The organism is Armatimonadota bacterium (genome assembly GCA_035527535.1).
GTDB lineage: Bacteria > Armatimonadota > Hebobacteria.
This window is the reverse complement of the sequence record DATLAK010000162.1, coordinates 1-14769: the sequence shown is the minus strand read 5'-3', so window position 1 is coordinate 14769 and position 14769 is coordinate 1. Positions and strand designations below refer to the sequence as shown.

General features: G+C 67.4%; 11 protein-coding genes. 6 read left to right on the top strand and 5 right to left on the bottom strand.

What is annotated here, in order from left to right; translation table 11 throughout:
• A partial coding sequence (locus VM221_11420) for an S-methyl-5-thioribose-1-phosphate isomerase (GenBank protein ID HUT75426.1) occupies positions 1-446 on the bottom strand: 446 nt, incomplete at its 3' end.
• Positions 447-1013: 567 nt separating this feature from the next.
• On the opposite strand from VM221_11420, the gene VM221_11415 reads away from it, so the two are divergent.
• Positions 1014-2660: an S-layer homology domain-containing protein gene (locus tag VM221_11415; GenBank protein HUT75425.1), complete on the top strand. Its 1647-nt coding sequence runs from the start codon at positions 1014-1016 to the stop codon at positions 2658-2660.
• A gap of 184 nt (positions 2661-2844) precedes the next feature.
• On the opposite strand, the gene VM221_11410 is transcribed toward VM221_11415, so the two are convergent.
• Positions 2845-2997: a hypothetical protein gene (locus tag VM221_11410; GenBank protein HUT75424.1), complete on the bottom strand. Its 153-nt coding sequence runs from the start codon at positions 2995-2997 to the stop codon at positions 2845-2847.
• Positions 2998-3202: 205 nt separating this feature from the next.
• Between VM221_11410 and VM221_11405 the strand changes: the two genes are divergently transcribed.
• On the top strand, positions 3203-3661 hold the full coding sequence (locus VM221_11405) for a response regulator (protein ID HUT75423.1): 459 nt from the start codon (positions 3203-3205) through the stop codon (positions 3659-3661).
• Between the two features lie 165 nt (positions 3662-3826).
• Here VM221_11405 and VM221_11400 read toward each other — a convergent pair whose 3' ends face one another.
• Positions 3827-4642 (bottom strand): hypothetical protein, encoded by an 816-nt coding sequence (locus VM221_11400; GenBank protein HUT75422.1) that lies wholly within the window; start codon positions 4640-4642, stop codon positions 3827-3829.
• A gap of 273 nt (positions 4643-4915) precedes the next feature.
• On the opposite strand from VM221_11400, the gene VM221_11395 reads away from it, so the two are divergent.
• The 4 genes from VM221_11395 (at position 4916) to VM221_11380 (ending at position 11731) form a co-directional block, all read left to right on the top strand.
• Entirely contained in the window at positions 4916-5989 is a 1074-nt protein-coding gene (locus VM221_11395; protein HUT75421.1) for an alpha/beta hydrolase family protein, read from the top strand.
• A 33-nt stretch (positions 5990-6022) separates the two neighbouring features.
• Complete coding sequence (locus tag VM221_11390) at positions 6023-7723, top strand: hypothetical protein (protein HUT75420.1); 1701 nt, start codon at positions 6023-6025, stop codon at positions 7721-7723.
• A 263-nt stretch (positions 7724-7986) separates the two neighbouring features.
• A complete protein-coding gene (gene guaB, locus VM221_11385) occupies positions 7987-9471 on the top strand; it encodes an IMP dehydrogenase (protein ID HUT75419.1) in 1485 nt (494 codons plus the stop codon).
• Between the two features lie 910 nt (positions 9472-10381).
• On the top strand, positions 10382-11731 hold the full coding sequence (locus tag VM221_11380; protein HUT75418.1) for an alpha/beta fold hydrolase: 1350 nt from the start codon (positions 10382-10384) through the stop codon (positions 11729-11731).
• Between the two features lie 359 nt (positions 11732-12090).
• Here the strand turns inward: VM221_11380 and VM221_11375 are convergent, their stop codons facing one another.
• Both VM221_11375 and VM221_11370 read right to left on the bottom strand, forming a co-directional pair.
• Entirely contained in the window at positions 12091-12624 is a 534-nt protein-coding gene (locus tag VM221_11375) for a hypothetical protein (GenBank protein HUT75417.1), read from the bottom strand.
• A 19-nt stretch (positions 12625-12643) separates the two neighbouring features.
• On the bottom strand, positions 12644-14587 hold the full coding sequence (locus VM221_11370; protein ID HUT75416.1) for a glycosyltransferase: 1944 nt from the start codon (positions 14585-14587) through the stop codon (positions 12644-12646).
• Positions 14588-14769 lie beyond the last annotated feature (182 nt).

The window sequence follows — 14769 nt, the reverse complement described above, 5'->3', positions numbered from 1 at the left end:
CCCTGCGGCACGAGCTTCGCGCCGAAGTCGCCGATCCGGCGGCAGGACTCGAGGTCCTCGCGCTGGATGGCAAGCGCCTCCTGGGTCAGCGCTTCGGCCAGCTCCTCGGCGCCGCGCACGGTATCGGCGCGCGCCCACATGCGCTCCAGCGCCCAGAAGAGGTTGCGCGCGGTCGGGCGGGTGGCGCGGATGAGATCCGCCGCCCGCTCCACCGCCTGGCGCGCCTGACCGAGGTCCCCGCGGCGCGCCCGCACCGCCTCCAGGGCCACCGCGAACCCCGCCGCCACCCCCAGCGCCGGTGCCCCGCGAATACTCATGCCGTTGATGGCGTCGGCGATGTCCTGCGCATCGGCGCATTCCAGATGCACCACGCGCTCCGGCAGCCGGGTCTGATCCAGCAGTCGCACGTGATCTCCGTGCCACTCAATGGGGGTCAGCTCGTTCATGATCGCCTATCTTCTGCGCGCCCGCGCCGGCCCCCTGTCGGCGTGGCGGGGCCGCACGTGCGGGCGGGCTCTGCCCAACTCACCCCTACTCGTCCTTCGTCGCGAAGCAGAATCGCCACTTCGCGCAATAGCAGGGTGCCACGCGGAGCACGGGTGTGGATTCGGCCCGTTTTCGCCGAGATCCGGGCGTCTTGAGACCCACACGAAACCCGCCCCCGAGTGGTTGTCATTGACTTTGGCCGGCTTTTGTGCTATATTCCACCGGCGATCAGGAGGCCGGGGCCTGCTTGGCAGGTGCCGGCAACCTGCTGAATCTTGATAACCAGGCAGTTCCTTCGAGTGGCTAGGCTATAGCCGCCACCATCACAGCTTGTCTCCCCATGCACAACCGGCGGCAGCGGATGAAAGGAGGTGAAAGAGAGCCTTGGCAGCCGCAAAGCCGGGTGGGGTGGCAATAAGCCGGAACAGGTAGCGCGAACGGAGAGCGAGAGGAAACACGGAAACTCTGGCATCCTCCCTAGCGCAGCCCGATTCGGCGCATTCAGGCAGAGGCTAAGGAGGAGAATAATGAAGCTAGCCTTGGGAATAGTCGCGATCTGCGCGCTATTCCTCGTTGCAGCAACCACACCAGTCATGGCCCAGGGCGCGTTCTCGGACGTTCCGAGCGACCACTGGGCGTATGACGCTGTCCAGGAGCTGGCCGCGGACGGGCTCATCATCGGCTACCCTGACGGGCTGTACAAGGGTAACCGGGCCATGACCCGGTATGAGTTCGCCATGGCCATCTCCCGCATCAAGGAAAAGGGCGGTATGGTAGGGCCCGTCGGTCCTGCCGGCGCCCAGGGCGAACCCGGTCCTGCCGGTGCTGGGGACGGAGCGGCGCTGACCGAGCGCCAGGCGCAGTTGCTCCAGCAGTTGCAGGACGAGTTCATGCCGGAGCTCAGCCAAATCCGCAGCGACCTCGACGACGTGACGATGCGCGTTGACGATCTCGAGGCGATGATGGGCACCGGCCCCAAGACGCCGAAGATCAAGGTCGACGGCGACATAGTCTACCGCACCGGCTTCTACGGCACCGATCTCAAGCCCATCGGGGGCGACACCAACCCCTATCCGGGCGTGATCGGCCTGGCCAAGGACGCCTACAAGGCCAGCAACTTCGGCACCATGGTGACCACGATCAACCTCGCCGGCCAGATCAACGATGACGTGATGGTCAACGTGACCCTGCTGGCGGAGCCGCGGACCAACTTCCCGGACGAGGTGTCCGATCCCACGTGGAACCTTTCTCTCGGCCTGATGGACGTGGTGCGCGTGGACGAGGCATGGGCCAAGGTCAACTCCAGGTTCATCGTGCCCCTCACGGCCAAGGTCGGCAAGCAGTACTTCAAGGCCAACCAGGGCCTGGCGCTGGACAACGGCCTCTTCGCCCTAAAGGCGATTGACGTGGGCGTTGGCGCCGGGGGCAATATGATGCTGCACGGCATCTACGGCCAGTTCGACCGCGAGGCGTTCGGCGGCGTGATGGTCACGCCGCCCAGCTCCGTGTCCAACGAGGGCCAGGACATCTTCGGCGCGAGCACCCTGACCATCCCGGTCGGGGGCTGGACCGTGACCGGCGTGTATGTGCACTCCGGCATCAACAGCCAGCGCGTGTGGTCGGTCGGCGCGGAGGGCAAGCTCCTCAACCGCGCGATTACCGCCGAGTTCGCCCAGGCGCTGCGCGATTCGGCGAACAGGGACATCAACAGCGAGGACAAGGCGTGGGTGCTGGGGGCCAACCTGCTCGACACCACCAACCTGACCCTCGGCGCCAAGTACGGCCAGTTGGACTATAATTTCATTGACGGTGCGAACCTGTCGGCGCTGGTTCCCTACGCCGCGGTATCGCCCCACGACATTGACTGGGTTGACCGGCCGCTGTTCCTGGATCACAACAACATCGCCCGCGGCTGGGAGGTCAACCTCGCCTACCGCGGCCTCGCCAACGGCACCATGCCGATCATGGTGCGCTACTATGACGGTGATCAACTGGTGTCACCGGGCGTGTACGGCAATGGCGATGCGGTGTGGACCGTGAGCGTGTCCAAGCAGCTCGCCCAGGACGTAATGGCGACCCTGCTCTACGGGCGCCGCGAGGTCGAGAATACCGTCGTTGCACCCGGCGCGGATCCGATTCAGGTTGTGCGCGGGGAGCTGGCGGTCAAGTTCTAGGACAGTGCGGTTCCGCGGGCGGCCAGCCCGGTTGCCCGCCACGGAGAATACAACCCCCCGGAGTCGGCTCCGGGGGGTTGTTGTTTGTGCCGGGGCGGGGCGATTGAAGTTCGGCCGCGGCGACCAACCGCAGACGCCCGCGCTCACAGTTCCGACTGAGTCCCCTCTCCCCGGGGGTGTGCTGCTAACCACCTGCCTCCTGCCGGCGCTCCTGCCGATTGAGGCGTTTCATACGCGCGCGAGCATATCCCTTGGCGCCCTTCTTGGTCGAGTGGTACTTCCCGCGCGGCAGGATCACGCGGCCGAACTTGAGGAGGTATCGCTGCTGCTTGCGCATGGGCTCAGAGCACCCTCGGGGATGCGGCCGGCGGGCCTTGGGGAGTATAGCCGCCAGCAACCGGCGCCGTCAATGCCGTCCCTCAAGGCGGCGGATGTCGTACGCGCGTCACACGCATCATCCCGTTGTCCCGCCCGAGCCACCATCTGTGTGGAATAACACGTTGCGGCAGTGGTACGGGGAGTATAGTGGTGACGGGAAGATCATGAGCGATTGCGAGCATGAGTGCAAGCATGGTGGGCGCGCCACGAAGGTGCTCATCGTTGATGATGACGATGAAGTCGCGCGCACGCTTCAGTCCATGGTCGAGCGCCAGGGGTTCGAAGCCGTGCGCGCCGAGAACGGGGCGGTGGCGCTGCAGAAGGTCCAAGCCGAGCGGCCGGACGTGATCCTGCTCGACATCGTCATGCCGGTGATGGACGGATTCCAGTTGCTGGCGGTGCTGCGGCAGATGCCGGAGGCGCGGGACATCCCGGTGATCGTCCTCAGTGTGCGCAGTGACGATGCCACGGTCAGTGCCGCGTGGCAGGGCGGCGCCACCCTCTACCTGCCCAAGCCGTTCTCCTCGCGCGAGCTGATGACGGTGCTGCGGCGCGTGATCGCGGTGGCGGATGACCTGCGGGACAACGGGGCGCGGCAGCCGGCCCCCACCGGATCGGGATAACCGGCTCCGCGCCGCGGCCACCCCACCCGGCGCAGACCGGAAAGACGTTGGCCGGGAGCACCCGCAGACGCCGGGTCCGGCAGGCCGCCATTCCTTCCCCGATGTGCTCCCGATGCCCTTGCTTGACCCCCTCGCGGCATGCGCGGGGCCGGGTGAGCGTCCGCGTTACCTCGCTCGATATACCCGCAGCGGCCCGGCGGGCAAGCCGCGGCCGGCGGCGCGGCTCTCCGGCTTGCTCGCCGACCAGGTGCCGACGAGGGAGGATGGGGCCTGGGTCTGCTGCCAGTCCCCGCCGGCGGTGGTAGCGCTCACGTCGCCGGCGACGACCATCCCCGTGCCGTACCAACTGTCGTCGGCGAGCAAGCTGTAGTCGCCGCCGGATTGCACCGGCGGTATGAGCAGGTTGGGCGCGGCGAAATAGTCGGTCTGCGCCTGGCCTTCTTCCTTGAGCATCACCACCGCGTCATCCACGCGGAAGTTCATGACGGCGATCGTGCCCTGGCGGTCGCCGGAGTAGGTGCCCATGTAGCAGCCCAGGGGATAGATGGCATAGGAGAACCCGCGCCAGGTGCCGCTGCCGATGCCCTGGGCCGTGAACTCGCCTTTGACGTTCGAGCCATCGGGGAAGTTGCCGAAGGCGCCCGTGAGGGTGAAGCTGCCGGCGTCCTGGGTGCCGTCGCCGCTGACCATGGTGCCGGACGCGGTCAGATTGTTGGACGCGTCCACCACCCCGGTGAAGAAGAAGTCGTGCTCGACGACCGGCGCGCTGAAGAAGCCCGCCCCCTCCACCGTGCGATCGGCGCGCACTACCAGCCCCAAGTTCGCCACCAGCTCAGTGGTGCCGTTGATGGTCATGAAGGCGTCGCCCAGGTATGAGCCCACCACCACCACCGGCACCGGCGGGGTGACGGCGTTCCCCCCGCCGCATCCCGCGACCACGGCCGCGAGAATCACGGCGCACGCGGCAAGCATGAAGCGCATAAGCAATGACCTCGGCCATAACGGCTAATGTTGGTATTCGCCGCGGGAGCGAATAACCCCTGGTGCCGTTGATGGCCATGGCATACGAAACAGGAGCCGGTCCCGCCGCGGTTTAGACGGCGCCCAGGGATCATGGTTCCCCGAGTAGGAGATGCGCGCGGCGCATTGAATTCTGAGGCAGGGCGGCGTAAGCGCGTGTGGCCGGGCGTGTGCGGCGCCCGCCGAGGCGGGCACCGGCGCGCAAAGCGCCCTCGCCCGCACAGGGAGGCGAGTGTGACCAGCAAGACCAAGCGAATCTTCAACACGCAACAGGAGGTGATGGCGCGGCTGGCGGCGTCCACGCGTCCGCTTGCATTCAGGGCGAGGAATGCGGCGCAGTGGCGGCAGTGGCAGCGAGCGCTGCGCGCAGCGCTCAAGCGCGAGCTGGGGCCGATGCCGGGACCGGTGCCGCCGCGGGCGGAGGTGCTGGAGCGCACGCTGCTGCGGAAGTACGTGCGCGAGAAGGTGGCCTTCAACTCGGAGGCTTTCGCCTCGGTGCCGGCGTGGGTGCTCATTCCATCGCCACTGCGCCGGGGGGAGCGCCGGCCGGCGGTGATGTGCCTGCACGGGCACGGCATCGGCAAAGACACGCTGGTCGGCCTGGGCCTCGAAGGCGGGCAAGAGGATTACCAGCACCGCATAGCCTGCCGGCTCGCGGAGCGCGGATACGTGACAATCAGCCCCGACTGGCGCGGCTTCGGTGAGCGCGCCGAGCCCGAGGAATGGGTGCGGCCGGGGCGCGACAAGTGCAACGTGGGGTATTTCGCCGAGGGTTATTTCGGCTATCAGCGCCTGGCGCTGCAGATCTGGGACGGCATGCGCACGCTGGATTACCTGCTGACGCGGCCGGAGGTTGACAGCCGCCGCATCGGGTGCATCGGCTGCTCCTTTGGCGGCACGATGACCACGTATCTGTCGGCCCTCGATCCCCGCATCGGCGCCGCCGTCATCGCCTGCTACGTGAGCACCCTGCGGGATGCGCTGGCGCGCGCCAACTTCTGCGGCGCGCAGTACATGCCGGGGCTGGCCAAGTACGCCGACATCCCGGAGGTGATGATGCTGACCGCGCCGCGGCCGCTGATGATACAGGCGGGAGACCGGGATTCGTGCTTCACCATTGACGTGGCCGCTCCCGCGGCGCGGCGCGTGCAGCGCGCGTACCGGGTGCTCGGGATCGCCGACCGCTGCTGCATAGACATCTTCCCCGGCGAGCACGAGATTGACGTGGAGCCTGCGCTCGCCTGGTTCGACCGGTGGTTGGCCGGCCCGGGGGCAAGCTCTGCCGGCACAATAGCCGAGCGTCCTTAGGTTCGTTCACAAGCCAGGGAGAAAGGCCTCGCCATGATACGCTACGAGAAATTCCAGCCGCTGGACAACGCGCGGCTTGCGCTCAATTACCTGACCTCGATGGTGGACGAGCGCTACGACAACCTGCCCTTCTGGCGGGTGGCGCCGCACGTTTACCCCGCCTTCGCCAAGCATTGCCGCGTGGATGACGCGGAGCTGGTGGCCTCGTGGTACGAGGGGCTGAGCGCGGCGCGCGCCATGCTGGGCACCGACGACGGCGCGCAGGTGCAGGAGAGCTTTCGTCGGCACTTGATGAAGTCATGGGGGGAGCAGGGCCTGCGCTTCCACCAGCCCTACCCGTGGTCGTACACCATACACAGCTCCTTCCACGAAATGGCCTACGTCCTATCGGCGCTCAACCGCTTGCTGCTGGATCGCCCGGATGACCGCGAGGCCGAGCGGCGCGCCGCGGGGCTGGTGCGCGGGCTGCGGTCGCTGGTCATCCAGCGCCAGGTGCGCACCTTCTGGTGCGGCGACTTCGAAGAAGCGGACCCGCTCTACGAGTTCCCCAACGACGTGTATCTGGCGGGCCGGGGGTTCGATCTCACTCGCCACACCGGCCGCGGGGAGCAGCCGATCCGCAATGGCGCGATGCTGCGCCCGCTGGTGGTGCGCTGGGAGCGCACCGGCGACGAGGTGGCGCTGGACCTGGCGCGCGGCATCGCCAACCATCTGCTGGGGGTCTCGCGGTACTTCAACTACCGCATGGAGTTCTTTGGGCACGTGCACTCGGCGGTGTGGGTGGCCTCGGGGCTGGTGCGGCTGGGGCGGCTCACCGGGGAAAGCCGCTACCTGGCCAAGGGCAAAGCCATCTTCGATTACGTGCGCTCGCTGTCGTCATCCTTCGGCTGGGTGCCGGAGTTCGCGCAGTGGCATCCCATGACCGAGGAGCACACCGAGACCTGCTGCATCAAGGATATGATCGAGTGCGCCGGCGAGCTGATAGACGCCGGGCACGAGGAATGCTGGGAGGTGCTGAACCTCTTCGCGCGCAACCAGCTGGTGGAGAACCAGATCAAATCCGGCGGCTTTGTGGCATGTGACAATACCCTCCAGGACACGGTGGACGAGACCTTCCGCGACATTGACCGGCGAGTGGTGGGGGGCTTCTCCGGCGGGGCCGAGCCCAACTCGATCTCGTTGAAGCGTTTCCGCGCGGTCGCCGGGTGCTGCATCGGCACCGCGCCGCAGGCACTGGAGATGGTGTGGGATCGCGCGATCTCGTACGGGAGGGGGCGGGTGACGGTGAACCTGCCGGTGGACAAGCGCACCCCCGCCGCCGCGGTGGCAATGGGCTATCCCAACGAGGGGCGCATCGCCGTCACCGCTCGTCGCGACTGCGATGTCGCCATCCGCCTCCACCCGTGGATGGGCGCGGGCGTCGCCGGGTTCGTCAACGGCCGCCAGCGCCGCTTCCGGCGGGAAGGCGGGCTCGCGGTTTTCGACCGCGTGCCGCGAGGAGCCACGGTCGAGCTGCGGCATCCCCTGCGCGCCCGGAGAGTCAAGGAATGGGCGCGAGCCCGCACCTTCACCGTCATCTGGCGGGGGCCCGACGTGGTGGACATCCTGCCCCGGGGCGCCCACATCCGCCTGTACCAGCGCGTCGAGGGTGCCCGCAAGCTCTACCCCAGGCCTTCCAAGCAGCGAGGACGTGAGCCGGGCTTCGTCGCCGCGCCAACCCAGCAGAAGCAGTGACCCTGATTAGGGTGTGACCGATTCTCGTTGGTGGAGTTGACCGGAGAGGTGGCGCCGTGCATCCCACGTGGAGCATACGCGCCCTCGCCTGTGTCATCTGGCGCTCCGACGAGGCGGGTCGCCCACACGGCCGGGGCGGCCATGCTCCATGGGTTGAGCCTCATCCCAACTTCTCGCGGTCCCACCCCCTGATTAGTGTCTATTGACACCCGGTGACGGTGTGCGGTATTCTTTATGTTCAACCCAGGGGCGGGGGTGAGGCGATGACAGAGGACGCCGCGCGCGAGGAAGGGCTGAGTTTCGACGACGTGCTGCTGGTGCCGCAGCACACCGAGGTGCTGCCGGCCGAGGTGGATACTTCCACCGTCCTCACGCGCGACATCAGCCTGCGCATCCCGCTGGTCAGCTCCCCCATGGATACCGTTACCACCTCCCGCCTCGCCATCGCCCTGGCGCGTGCGGGCGGCATCGGCATCATCCACCGCAACCTGGCTCCCGCGGTACAGGCGGAGGAAGTGGACCGCGTCAAACGCTCCGAGCACGGGATGATCCGCAACCCCATCACCCTCTCCCCCTCCCACACCGTGCGCGACGCGCTCGACGCGATGGCCCGCTACCACATCTCCGGCGTGCCCGTCACCCGCCGCGGCAAGCTGGTGGGGATCATCACCAACCGCGACGTGCGCTTCGAGGACGACTACTCCAAGAAGATAGACGGCGTCATGACCAAGCTCCGCCTCATCACCGGCCGCGAGGGCATGACCCTGGACGAGGCCAAGGCGATCCTGCAGAAGCACAAGATCGAGAAGCTCCCCATCGTTGATGACAAGCAGCGCCTGCGCGGACTCATCACCATCAAGGACATCGAGAAGATTCGGCAGTTCCCCGACGCCACCAAGGATGCCAACGGGCGCTTGCGCGTGGGCGCCGCGGTGGGCTCGTTGGTCGGGCTCAAGGAGCGGCTGGCCGCCCTCGTCGAGGCCGAGGTGGACGTCGTCGTCGTGGACAGCGCCCATGGGGATTCGCGCGGGGTGCTCGAGGCGGTGCGCCACATCAAGGCGGCGCACCCCGGGCTGCCGGTGATCGCGGGCAACGTGGCGACCGCCGAGGGCGCGCGTTCCCTGATCGAGGCGGGCGCGGACGCGATTCGCTGCGGCGTGGGTCCGGGCTCCATCTGCACCACGCGCATCGTCGCCGGCATCGGCGTGCCGCAGCTCTCCGCGATCATGGACTGCGCCCGCGCGGCGCGCCCCAGCGCCATCCCGGTGGTCGCCGACGGCGGCGTGCGCTACAGCGGCGACATCGTCAAGGCGCTGGCCGCGGGCGCCTCTACGGTCATGATCGGGAGCCTATTCGCGGGCACCGACGAGAGCCCCGGCGACATCGAAGTCTACCGCGGGCGCAGCTTCAAGGTTTACCGCGCCATGGGCTCCATCGGCGCCATGAAGGCGGGCTCCAGCGACCGCTACTTCCAGGTGGACGAGAGCGCGCTCGTGCCCGAAGGGGTGGAAGGGCGCGTACCCCATCGCGGGCCGCTCACGGCGACCGTGCACCAGCTCATAGGCGGGCTGCGCTCGGGCATGGGCTACTGCGGCGCCGCGACCCTGGGCGAGCTGCGCGACCACGCCCACTTCGTGCGCATCACCTCCGCCGGCTGGCGCGAGAGCCACCCCCACGACGTCTGGATCACCAAGGAAAACCCCAACTACAGCTCCTTCTTCGCGCCCGAGCGGTTCGTGGAGGACTGACCCGCATTATTCCGAACCCTTCGCTTACGTCATCCTGAGCGATAGCGAAGGATCTCGGTCGGCTCAGGATAAACTCCGTGAAGAACCTCGCCTCCGCATAGCAGATTCCTCGCTTCCCCCTTCGCCAATGCGATGGCGGCCTCCGAAGAAGGGTTAGCCATCTATCCGCCCATCTCGGCGATCGGCGGCGGACCGCCGTCGCCCGCTACGAAGAGATGATCCAAATGTGGGAGACTATGCTGGGCCGTCAGGGCTTTCGACAGCCGAGATGAGAGAGACGATTTCTCCCTACGTTCTGAACCACTCGCCGGCAGACCTGCAGCGGGTTCACAGGATAAGCCATTGAACCCCTGGGATGTGGTTTCTCGGGGGGCGAGCAGAGACCGACCCAGGTGCTGTGTTCGCTGCCATCGCGACTCACGAGTGAACCATCCGCGCATCGGCGGTGTCCATAGCTGATAGGGGGCCCTCGGCCGCGCCGGCCCAAGAAGGGAGCAGCATGACGACAAGTCGCTCGCCGTGGCTAGAGGTGTTCGCGCAGCCAGTCGACCCGCAGGGCCTGGCCCTTTCGCCCGACGGCGCGCAGGTGGCCCTGCTGTATATGCGGGGTCCCCAGCCCTGCCTTGGCATCTTCGACGTCAGCACCGGTCAGGTTATTCGCGAGATTGTGCTCTCCTGCGGTCGGCCGGGGGGCCTGAGCTGGTCGCCTGAGGGGTCACTGCTGGCCTTCTATGCGTCCAGCAGAGATGCCCCGACCTCCCACATTCACGTGGCCGACCCGCTTTCAGGTGACGTGCGTGACCTTACGCCAAACCTGAGTCGGGTCGCCTTCATCCCGAGTTGGTCCCCGGGTGGGGATCGGCTGGCCTTCTCGGCCTATACTCCTCCGACGGGTACCGAGAAGCCGCAGGTGTTCACGGTCGACCTTGCCGGTGAGGTCCGCCAGTGGACCTCCGGCGAGCTGGGCAGCATGCGGCCTATCGTCGCTCCGGACGGCACGACAGTCGCCTTTCTGCACGGCGGCGAAGAGCGCCTCTGGCTGCTCGACCTCCCAACGGGCGCTGCGCGGCCGCTCCTGGCGGAGGGCTCGTACGACCTCCACCACGGCTGCTTTTGTCCCGATGGCTCCCGCCTGGTCGTGACGCAGTTCTGCGGCGACTACATGGAAGTTGCCGCGATGGTCGAGGTGGCCACTGGGCACGTGACGCCCGCCACGCCGCGCGTGCACGAGCTCACCAGGTGTTCGTGGTCTCCCTCCGGCGCCTGCATCTCGTTCGTGCGCGACCGGCAGCACGTGGTGCTCGTGTCGCCGGAGGGAGAGACGCTTTGCGAAGCGGCACTCGGGGGCGGTCGCGTCATGGCCGGGTTCTCTACTTCACCTGTGTGGGCGGCGAAGGCCGACGTGCTGGCCGCGATGGACGAGCAGGGCAACGCGTGGGTGGGAAACGTACGCATGCCGTTCCGACAGATCACGTTCTTCCCTGCGGTGAAGCCCTTACCGTGCGAACCGGCGGAGGTGAGCTACCCCAGCAGCGATGCAGTGGAGGTCCCAGCGCTGCTGCTGGTACCACCGGTGCCGTTGTCCGGCCGCGCCATCGTCTGGGTACATGGAGGCCCCGGGGCGACGGTGTGGCGTGACCTTATTACACTGCCGCACCTTCGTAGGTACTTGGAGGTTATGCTGCAGGCGGGCTTCGTGGTGCTGGCGCCGGACTACCGAGGCTCGTCAGGTCATGGTGAGGAGTGGCAGTCGGTCCCGCCCGAACAACGCGGGATTGTGGATGTGGACGACGTTGCCGCCGGGGCGCGCTACCTTGTAAGCCGCGGCCTGGCGAAGCAGCGTTCAGTGGCCGTGGCCGGCTATAGCTTTGGCGGCTACCTCACGCTGATGTCGCTCGCCCGACATCCAGACACCTTCGCGTGCGGCGTCTCGCTCTATGGAGTCCTCAATCCAAGGCGGCAACCGGGCGCCTTCGGGGCCAAGTTCGGGGACGAGATCCCAGAGGAGCGGCTGGCTCGCCAGTCGCCGCTGCTGATGATGGACCAGGTGCGCGCCCCTCTCCTCATCACCCACGCAGGGCAAGAGAACATGGCCACCGAGGAGGAGGTGAGACGAATCCAGGGGGCGCTCACGCAGCATGGGGGCATCTGTGAAGTCACCATCTTCACCGACGACACGCACGGCTTCCCCCTGCATACTGAAGAGGCATGCGAGGCGTTGGTCGCGTTCTGTCGGCGTCACTTGGGAGGTCGCATCTGAAGGACGAGCGGGCTGGACGGCACGGAGTGCCACGGGCTTCCTCCCACGTAGCGTGCTACCGGGGCCCACCAGCGATTGAAGATGGTATTGACACCTGGCCCGGGGCCAGTAGAATAGGCCCAACCGAACAGCGCCTGCCATCATCGCGCAGATACGGCGGGGTCTTCCGGTGTTCATGCGAAAGCGTGACCGCCGGGGGAGCCCGCCTTCCTTCTTGCGAAGCGCTGCGCAGACCAGGGGCCACTGGCATGCCTTGCCTAAACCGTTAGGGGCGCACGGCGTGCGCCCAATCACAGGCGAGGGTGCCCGTGCCACATTGGGGGGTGCGACAATCCCCACGGAAAAAGGTCATACCCGCGTCAGGTCGGTCCCGCTTCTGCCCCGCCCGGCTCCTTGAGCTTCTTCAGCAGCTCCGCCAACCGCAGAGGGCGGGGGCAGCGCGCGGACACCTCGGGATGGGTCGCCAGGTACTGGATGTACTCGACCTGGCGGGGAAAGGCCAGGCAGGTTTCCGCAACCCGCGGCCCCGGCGCGGCGTCCGCGTCCGCGCCGGCTTGGGGATCGGGCTTGAGCAGATATAGGAAAACGGCGGACTGCGGCCACGCGATCCACTTGGCGCCGGTGCGGATCACCCTCACCTCCTTGCCCGCGAAGGGGTCATGAGCGATGGCGCGCGAGGTCGGGAACTTGTCCATCATCGCCGAGATCGCGCAGGCGCAGTTGCAGTATGAGTGGTCCTTCTGCGCCGCGAAATCGGTGACCACGACCTCGAGCTGGTCCACGATTGCCGCATTGCACTGCTCGCAGCGACGAATCTCGGAATCGCCGGCGGCAAACATCATTGCCGTTTGCGCGAGCATCACCGCGGCACAGATGACGGCCAAGCTTGCCATTGACCTGTTCATCTCGACCTCACATCTTCCGCGCGACGACGAATACCACCGGTGCGAAGCGCCGCAGCCAGGAATGGCGCATCGCCCCATCGAGGAGACGCAACACCGGCACCGCCGCGCCCGTCTTCACCCTTCGTGGCAGGTAGAAATGACCGATCACGCGTTCCACGCGTAACCCCGCGGCGCCGTACGCGCGCGCGATTTCACCCCACGAGTACCAGTGCGTATAGACCTTGCGAAAGACCCCGCGCCCCGTCAGGTTCACCACGGCCCCGACGGGCAGCGCGCCGCTTAGTAGATTCGGGAAATTGGCTACCAGCACACCGCCCGGCGCGAGCACGCGGCCGATCTCTTGCACCGCTTGCGCGAACGGCTCCAGGTGGCTGAACATATTGACCGACAGCCCCGCCTCGAACTCGCCGTCGGCAAACGGCAGCGCGGCGGCGCTGGCGCCGACCAGCCGCACGCCGTCGCGCAGACCCATCGCCGTCAGCCGCTGGGCGGTGGTCTTCAGCATCTCCGCCGAAATATCCACCGCGGTCACGCGAGCGCCGCGCCGGGCCAGTTCGGCGGTGAAGCGCCCGCTGCCGGGGCCCAGCTCGATCACCCGCTTGCCGCCGAAATCGCAACCATCGAAGACGACCTCCTGCTGCGCCCGGGCGATGTAGCGCCCCACCGGGCTCTGCCAGCGCATGCCGTCGTAATGCGCCGCCTCCCGGTCATAGAAGACCGCGGTCTCGCGCACCGCGCGATCGCTCTGAGTCGCCGGACTCTCGGGGGCGGGGCGTTTGAGTATCTCCAGAAACAGGCGCTCGGTCTGCTCGGCGACGGCGGCGAGGCTGAAACGCTCGACCACCGCCGCGCGCGCGACGGCGCCCATCTGCTCGCGGGCGGCGCGGTGCTGCCAGGCGGTGATGATCCCCTCGGCCAGGCTCTGCGGGTCATCCGGCGCGGCAAGCCAGCCGTTGACGCCGTGCTCGACCAGCTCCGGCACCGCGCCCACGCGCGTCGCCACCACCGCCGTGCCCGCGCTCATCGCCTCCAGCAGGGCGAGGGGATAATCGGAGGGGCCGTCGGTGCTGCGGAAGGGGATGACGAGGGCATCGGCCGCCGCCATAAGTTCGGGCATGTTAGCGATGAAGCCGAGCTGGATGATGCGGTCGCCGACCCCCAGCTCCTCGATCAGCCGGGTGATGCGCGCTTGCGTATCATCGCGCCCGGTGCGATCGAACTCGAGGGTGACGACCAGGCGCACCGCCGGCAGCTCCCGCGCCACGCGCCCCAGGGCTTCGATCAGCACATCGAGGCCCTTGGCCCGGGCCACGCTGCCCACGAACAGCAGCAGTGGCTGATCGGGCGCGAAACCCAGGTTCTCCCGGACCCCGCGGCCGTCGCGCTGGGGGCTGAAGGCGTCGGTATCCACCGGCGGCGGGATTACCGACAGCGGTGTTTCCGTGATGCCGTGCTCGCGCAGCGAGGCGGCGACATTGTCGCTGATGGCGATGATCGCGCACAAGCCGCGCGTCGCCCGCCCCCACAGGAATGCCGAGCGCGAGGGGCGCAGCGGACAGTAGAGGGTATGCACCGCGCGGAGGCCGAGCGCGGCGCCGGCGGCGGCCGAGACCGCGCCATACTGCGCGAACCCGGAGTGGCCGTTGACGATATCGAATTGCGCGCCGTGCAAGGCCCGGGCGTTTCTCCGTACGCGCGCCAGGAACTCGATGCCATAGAGGGCGCTGCAACGGGGCGCGCGGACTCTCAGGGCCAGGTGCTCCACTCCTTCGGGCATGGCGAGGCAGCCGGCGGCCATATCATCCTCGCGCGAGTAGCCGGCCATGACGTGGACGCGGTGGCCGCGCGCGGCGAGTCCGCGGGCGACATTCATCATGCTGACGGTCGAGCCGCCGACGAGGACCCCTTCCTTGCCGATGGCCATGCGCGGCGCAATCAGAAGAATGTTCATCTGCGATATCGCATCTTCGGCGCTTGACGAAGTGCCGACCCGCTAGTGTAGTGTCCCGATGATGGCTTTACAATGGGCGACCTTCTCCAAGATAGCATCGACCTTTTTCGTCCAGACGAACGGTTTGGGATTCTCGTTGTTGACCCGGATGAAATCTTCGATCGCCGCGACGAGTTCCGGGA

Bases quoted from the DNA above. Each gene is read 5' to 3' on its own strand.
- VM221_11415 (HUT75425.1), top strand. From the start codon at position 1,014: ATGAAGCTAGCCTTGGGAATAGTCGCGATCTGCGCGCTATTCCTCGTT.
- VM221_11410 (HUT75424.1), bottom strand. From the start codon at position 2,997: ATGCGCAAGCAGCAGCGATACCTCCTCAAGTTCGGCCGCGTGATCCTG.
- VM221_11405 (HUT75423.1), top strand. From the start codon at position 3,203: ATGAGCGATTGCGAGCATGAGTGCAAGCATGGTGGGCGCGCCACGAAG.
- VM221_11400 (HUT75422.1), bottom strand. From the start codon at position 4,642: ATGCGCTTCATGCTTGCCGCGTGCGCCGTGATTCTCGCGGCCGTGGTC.
- VM221_11390 (HUT75420.1), top strand. From the start codon at position 6,023: ATGATACGCTACGAGAAATTCCAGCCGCTGGACAACGCGCGGCTTGCG.
- guaB (HUT75419.1), top strand. From the start codon at position 7,987: ATGACAGAGGACGCCGCGCGCGAGGAAGGGCTGAGTTTCGACGACGTG.
- VM221_11375 (HUT75417.1), bottom strand. From the start codon at position 12,624: ATGGCAAGCTTGGCCGTCATCTGTGCCGCGGTGATGCTCGCGCAAACG.
- VM221_11370 (HUT75416.1), bottom strand. From the start codon at position 14,587: ATGAACATTCTTCTGATTGCGCCGCGCATGGCCATCGGCAAGGAAGGG.